Origin of the sequence: Cellulomonas pakistanensis, from assembly GCF_016862755.1 — a bacterium.
GTDB classification, from domain to species: domain Bacteria; phylum Actinomycetota; class Actinomycetes; order Actinomycetales; family Cellulomonadaceae; genus Cellulomonas; species Cellulomonas pakistanensis.
On sequence record NZ_BONO01000001.1, the window covers coordinates 260,197 to 266,756 of the forward strand.

Here is a 6,560-nt window from a genome sequence, read left to right on the forward strand (position 1 = left end):
TACAGTGGTGCCGTCCCGCCTGAACCGCCCCATCCGAGGAGTCGTCATGGTCGTCGTCACCGCCGCCGCGCCCGCCCACGTCGAGGAGGCCGTCCGCCTGCTCGCCGCCACCTTCCGGGACGACGCCGTGATGGGCGCCGTCGTCGGTGGCCCGCTCGTCGACCGCGAGCGGCGGCTGGCGCACGTGTTCCGCGCGATCGTGCGCAAGGGCCTGCGCGACGGCGCCGTCGACCTCGCCCGCGAGCCCGGCGACCCCGCCGTGCTCGGGGTCGCCGTCTGGGACGCCCCGGGCCGGACCCGGACCGGGCTCGCCGACCTGCTCCGCGACGTCCCGTCCTACCTCCGGGCGTTCGGCCTGACGGGCATGCGGGGGGCGTTCCGCCTGCAGCGCGCGCTGGACGCGGCGCACCCGTGCGAGCCCCACTGGTTCCTCGCGGCGATCGGCGTGCACGCGAGCGGCCGGGGCCGCGGAGTGGGCTCGGCCCTGATCGCGTCGCGGCTGGCCGCCGTCGACGCGGCGCGTCCGGCGATGCCGGCGTACCTGGAGGCGTCGACCGAGCGCAGCGCCGCGCTGTACGCCCGCCACGGGTTCCGGGCTGCCGGTAGGGTCGGCGGGTTCCCGTCCGCGTCGCCCGTCCCGATGTGGCGGGCCGGGGCCCACGACCGGGCCGTCGCGACGCACGCCTGAGGAGGCCGCCGGTGGCACGCACGACCCGAGAGCACCGCCCGGCCGCGGAGCGGCGCGAGCAGCTCCTGGACGCCGCCGTCGAGGTCATGCGCCAGGGCGGCGTCGCGGCGGCGACCACCCGGGCCGTGGCCGAGCGGGCGGGGCTGCCCCAGGGCGCGTTCCACTACTGCTTCCGGTCGAAGGACGAGCTGTTCGGCGCGCTGCTGGAGCGCGAGCTCGACGCGTCGCTCGGGCGCGCGTGGGCGGCCGTCACCGCCTCGGACGACCTGGAGTCCGGGATCGCCGGCGCGCTGCGCGCGATCCTCGACCGCGTGCGGTCCGACCCGGAGTACCACCTGCTCACGGCGGAGCTGGTCGACGTCGCGGCCCGCACGCCCGACCTGGCGCACGTCGCCGCCCGGGAGCACGCGGCGTCCGTCGAGCAGGCGGAGCGGATGCTGCGCGGGTGGTCGGACGACGGGGGCGCGCCGCTCGCGGTCCCGCCCAGGGTGGTGGCCGAGTCCGTGGTCGCCGCGTCGAACGGGGTCACCTCGGCCTGGCTCGCGTCGCGCGACGACGCCGCCGCCGACGGGACGGTGGCGCTGCTGGCGCGGGGCATCGCCCGGGCCGCCACGCCCTGACGGTCCGCGGCGGCGCGCCGGACGGGCTCAGGCCAGCGCCGACAGGGCCTTGCGGATGCGCTTCTCGCTCACCGGCACCGGCGTGCCGAGCTGCTGCGCGAACAGGCTGACCCGCAGCTCCTCCAGCAGCCACCGCACCTCGTCCAGCGCCGCCAGGTCAGCAGGCACCGGCGTGCGGCTCGTGACCCGCGCGCACGTCTGCCCGAGCAGCTGCTCGAGGTCCCGGACCTGCCAGGCCAGCTGCTCGTCGCGAGCGAGGTTCCCGGCGGCCTTGTCGAGCCGGTGGGCGGCTGCGCGCAGGTAGCGGGCCAGGTGCGGGAGCCGCTCGGCGCCGGTCTCGGAGACGAACCCGTCGTGCACGAGGCGCTCGCCCTGCTCGCGGACGTCGCGGACCGTGCCGAGCAGCGCCAGCGACCGGGTATCGCGGACGGCGCCGTCGAGCTCGCGCGCGGTTGCGAGCACCGCGACGAGGTCCTGGACCACGCGGTGCACGGCGTCCTCGAGCCGGTCGCGGACGAACCCGCGCGCGGCCGCGTACGCGTCGGCGGACCGGACCGCGGTGGCCGGCCGGCCGGCCAGGTGCTCGGTGAGCAGCCGGTCGACGGCCGCCAGCTGTACGTCTGCGACCAGCGCCTCGGTGCTCGGGTACGGACTGGCCGCGAGCGTGAGCGCCTGGGTGCCGGTCCACCGCGAGGTGACCCTGCCGGCGGCCAGGCCGACGTCGCGGACCAGCAGCCGGCTCAGGCCGCGGCGGTGCTGGACGGCCTGCTCGCCGGCGTCGGCGAGCACCTCGACGCGCACGGTCGCCGCCGGGCCCGTGCCGTGCTCGACGAGCGCCGGGTAGCCGCGCACGGTGAGGCCGCTCGCGTCCTGGGTCTCGACGCGCTCGGGCAGGGCGCCGCCCGGCAGGTCGGCCGGCCAGGTGTCGAGGTCAGCGCCGTCGAAGCCGGGCAGCGCGGCGGTCGCGGGTCGGCTGCCGGGACCCGGGACGGCGGCACCGCCGCGGGCAGGGGCCGGGTCGCCCGCACCGTGGGGCGCCGGCCCGGACCGCGCCCGCGCGTCCGCCATCGCGTCCCGCACCGCGGTCCGCACGGCCGAGCTCACCGCGTCCTGGGTCCGGGCCGCGAGCCTCCGCTGCAGCGCGACGAGCTCCTTGCCCTCGTCGAGCACCCGACCGCGGTCGTCGACCACCCGGAACGTCATCCGCAGGTGCGGCGGCAGCCGGTCGAGGTCGACCGCGCCGTCCGGCACGACGACGTCGCGCAGGGCCCGCACCGCCTGCCGGAACGCCGTCTCGTACGACGGGGCGGCGTCCGCGGCGCGCACGGTGTCCTCCCACGAGGCGGTGTGCGCGTCGAGCCAGCCGACCACGTCGCGCGCGACGTCCGGCGCCGGGACGAGCTGCACCCGGACCGGCTTCGGCAGCGCGCGGATCGTCGCGGTGACCAGCTCCTCGCGGAGCCCGGGCACCATCCAGTCGAAGCCCTCGGGCCGGACGCGCGCCAGCGCCACGAGCGGCACGTGCACCGTGACGCCGTCCGCGTCGGCGCCGGGCTGGAACTGGTAGGTCAGCGGCAGCGCGAGGTCGCCCTGCGGCCAGGTCGACGGGAACGACGACTCGTCCACGCCGCCGTCGTCGGCGACCAGCAGCTCGCGGGTGAAGGACAGCAGGTCGGGCTCGCGGCGGCGGGCGCCCTTCCACCACTGGTCGAAGTGCCGCGCGGACACGACGTCGTCGGGGATCCGCTCGTCGTAGAAGGCGAACAGCGCGTCGTCGTCGACCACCAGGCCGCGGCGCCGGGACCGGGCCTCCAGGTCCTCGGCCTCCTGCAGCAGCCGGCGGTTCTCGGCGAAGAACGCGTGGTGCGTCGTCCAGTCGCCCTCGACCAGCGCGTGCCGGATGAACAGCTCGCGCGCGTGCTCCGCGTCGACCTTGCCGAACAGCACCCGCCGCCCGGTGACGATCGGGACGCCGTAGAGCATGACCCGCTCCAGGGCCATCGCCGCGCCCTGCTTGGACGACCAGGACGGCTCGGAGTACGACCGCTTCACCAGGTGCTGCGCCAGGTCCTCGGCCCACTCGGGCTGGATGCGCGCGGCGTCGCGCGCCCACAGCCGGGACGTCTCGACCAGCTCGCCCGCCATCACCCAGGCCGGCGGCTTCTTGGCGAGGCCGGAGCCCGGGAAGATCGCGAACTTCGCGCCGCGCGCGCCGAGGTACTCGTTGCGGCCACGCCGGTCCGGGGCGCGGCCGCCGTCGCGGCCCTTCCCGCGCGCCGGGGTCGAGGCACCCGACAGGTCGGACGCCTCCTGCATGCCGATCTGCGACAGCAGGCCGGACAGCAGCGCGACGTGCACCCGGTCGGCGTCCCACTCCAGCCGGTGCGCGCCGCGGCCCTCGGTCGCCGGGTCGCGCTCCTCGGACAGGTCGCGGTCGGTCTGCCGGGGCGGGTTCATCGTGATGCCGAGCGGCTTCGCGAGCTCCTTGAGCTGCGTGACGACGTCCTGCCACTCGCGCAGCCGGAGGAAGTTCAGGTACTCGGCCCGGCACAGCCGCCGGAACGCGGAGCTGGACAGGTCGCGCTGGGCGTCCCGGACGTACTGCCAGAGGTTCAGGTAGGCGAGGAAGTCCGACGACGGGTCCGCGAACCGGGCGTGCAGCTGGTCGGCCTGGGCGCGCTGCTCGACGGGGCGCTCGCGGGGGTCCTGGATCGACAGCGCGGCGGCCACGATCATCACCTCGCGCGCGACGCCGCGGCGGCCGCCCTCGACGATCATCCGGGCCAGCCGCGGGTCCATCGGCAGCTGCGCGAGCGCCCGCCCGGTGTCGGTCAGCCGGGTGCCGGACGAGCCGGTCTCGAGCGCGCCGAGCTCGGTCAGCAGCTGCACGCCGTCGCGCACCGCGCGGGTGTCCGGCGGGTCGACGAACGGGAACGACGCCACGTCGTCCGGCCCGGTGGCGACGCCGACGGCCACCATCTGCAGGATCACCGACGCCAGCGACGTGCGCAGGATCTCGGGCTCGGTGAACCGCGGCCGGGACGCGAAGTCGTCCTCGGAGTACAGCCGGATCGCGATGCCGTCGGCCACGCGGCCGCAGCGGCCGGAGCGTTGGTTCGCCGACGCCTGCGAGATCGGCTCGATCGGGAGCCGCTGCACCTTCGTCGCCTTGGAGTACCGGGAGATGCGCGCGGTGCCGGGGTCGACGACGTACCGGATCCCCGGGACGGTCAGCGACGTCTCGGCGACGTTCGTGGCCAGCACGACCCGGCGGGTGCTGTGCTGCTGGAACACCCGGTGCTGCTCGGCGGCGGACAGCCGGCCGTACAGCGGCAGCAGCTCGACGGCGTCCGGGCGCCGCGCGTCCTGGACGCGCGGGCCCAGGTGGCCGCGCAGCGCCTCCTCGGCGTCGCGGATCTCGCGCTCGCCGGAGAAGAAGACCAGGACGTCGCCGGGGCCCTCGCGGGTCAGCTCGTCGACCGCCTCGCAGATCGCGGTCATGAGGTCGCGGTCCTCGGCGGGGGGCGGTGCCTTCGTGCCCTTCGCCGCGGCGCCGCGGGACCCGGCGCGGGGCCGGGCGCCGTCGTCGGCGTCGAGGTCGTCCGGGTCGTCCGTCGGGCGGTCCGGCGACAGCGGCCGGTACCGGATCTCGACCGGGTACGTCCGGCCGGTGACCTCGACGACCGGCGCGGGGACACCGTCGGGGTGCTCGGCGTCCGCCGGGCCGGCGAAGTGCGCGGCGAACCGCGCCGAGTCGATCGTCGCCGACGTGATGACGACCTTGAGGTCGGGTCGGCGGGGCAGCAGCTGGGCGAGGTAGCCCAGGATGAAGTCGATGTTGAGCGACCGCTCGTGCGCCTCGTCGATGATCAGCGTGTCGTAGGCGCGCAGCTCGGGATCGCGCTGGATCTGCGCGAGCAGGATGCCGTCCGTCATGACCTTGACGAGCGTGCGGTCCGACGACTCGTCGGTGAACCGGACCTGGTAGCCGACGAGCTCGCCGATCGTGGTGCCGAGCTCCTCGGCGATCCGCTCGGCCACCGTGCGGGCCGCGATCCGGCGCGGCTGGGTGTGGCCGATCTGGCCGTCCCGGCCGCGGCCGAGCTCGAGCGCGATCTTGGGCAGCTGCGTGGTCTTCCCGGAGCCCGTCTCGCCGGCGACGATCACGACCTGGTGGTCGCGGATCGCGGCGGCGATCTCCTCGCGGCGCGCGGAGACCGGCAGCTGCTCGGGGTAGACGACGGGCGGCACGGCCACGGCGCGGCGGGCGTCGGCCAGGGCCGCGAGGCGCCGGGCCCGCGCCTCTCGGCCGCGGCGGGGGTCCTGGCTGCGGGGGCGGTCCGGGGCCCGGCGGTCGGCGTCGGGGCGCCGCTCGGGCCGAGCGTCCGGGCGCTCGTCGGGACCGCGCTGCTCCGCCCCGCGCGTCTCGCCGGCCGGCCGCCGTCCGCGCCCGCCGCGCCGGCGCCGCGGGCGCCCGGGTGCGGCGTCGCCGCCGTCGCCGCTCGCGGGAACGGGGGCGGGGGCGGGGCTGGTGGGGTCGGCGGCTGTCATCGGCGATCCATTGTCACCGCACGGGGGCGGGGGACGCGATCTCGATTCGCGCAGGGCGATCACGGTGCGTGCGGGCGTCGACTCCCGAGGGCGCCTTCCGGCCGGACCTCGCGGACGTCGGCCCGGGCCTGCCGGGCGCCAGGACGGGGACCCCTCGCGGCGTCGGTCATCCGTCGATCCAGCGGTAGGAGAGGCGGAGGCCGCCCGCGTTCGGGCCGAGGCCGTACTCGATTCGCGTGCTGGGTCGGCCGTCCTCGTTCGTGCCGGAGGACGTGATCAGCAGCCAGCCGAACGCGCGGCGGTTCCGGATCGGCTCGGAGGCGTACAAGGCGTGCTTCGCGCCCGACCGGGATCTGGCGAGGTCGGCGCGTTTGCGGTCGTCTAGGCGGACGCACAGCGGGGGGCTGATCCCGGCGGCGCGGGACCCCTCGGCCAGGTTCTCCAGGACCTGATCGGGCGTGCGGTGGACGCGGGCGAGCCCCCACGCGCCCCTGACGATGTTGTCGACGAATCCCGAGCCGTAGTTCTGCGTGCTCTTGGTCTGGTGGTCCCAGCTCCCGTCGGCGAGGGCGTCGCGGAGGATGTCGACCTGCTGGTAGGTGCGCGCTTCCTCGGCGCGGCACCCCACGGCGGCGTACAGCACGACGAGGGCAAGGGCGACCAGCCGCAGCCACCGGCGCTGCCGGCGCGTGAACGGCGGG

Annotated in this window: 4 protein-coding genes; 2 read left to right on the plus strand and 2 right to left on the minus strand. The window is 76.6% G+C overall.

Annotated features, from left to right (window positions below; all coding sequences use genetic code 11):
* The first annotated feature begins 46 nt into the window (after positions 1–46).
* Together Cpa01nite_RS01275 and Cpa01nite_RS01280 are read left to right on the plus strand one after the other, a co-directional pair.
* Entirely contained in the window at positions 47–688 is a 642-nt protein-coding gene (locus tag Cpa01nite_RS01275; protein ID WP_203666905.1) for a GNAT family N-acetyltransferase, read from the plus strand.
* 11 nt (positions 689–699) lie between these two features.
* Positions 700–1,308 (plus strand): TetR/AcrR family transcriptional regulator, encoded by a 609-nt coding sequence (locus tag Cpa01nite_RS01280; RefSeq protein WP_203666906.1) that lies wholly within the window; start codon positions 700–702, stop codon positions 1,306–1,308.
* Positions 1,309–1,335: 27 nt separating this feature from the next.
* Here Cpa01nite_RS01280 and hrpA read toward each other — a convergent pair whose 3' ends face one another.
* Entirely contained in the window at positions 1,336–5,859 is a 4,524-nt protein-coding gene (gene hrpA, locus Cpa01nite_RS01285; protein ID WP_203666907.1) for an ATP-dependent RNA helicase HrpA, read from the minus strand.
* Between the two features lie 166 nt (positions 5,860–6,025).
* Positions 6,026–6,560, minus strand: a 535-nt coding sequence (locus Cpa01nite_RS01290; protein WP_203666908.1) for a hypothetical protein, incomplete at its 5' end; no start/stop codon positions are given.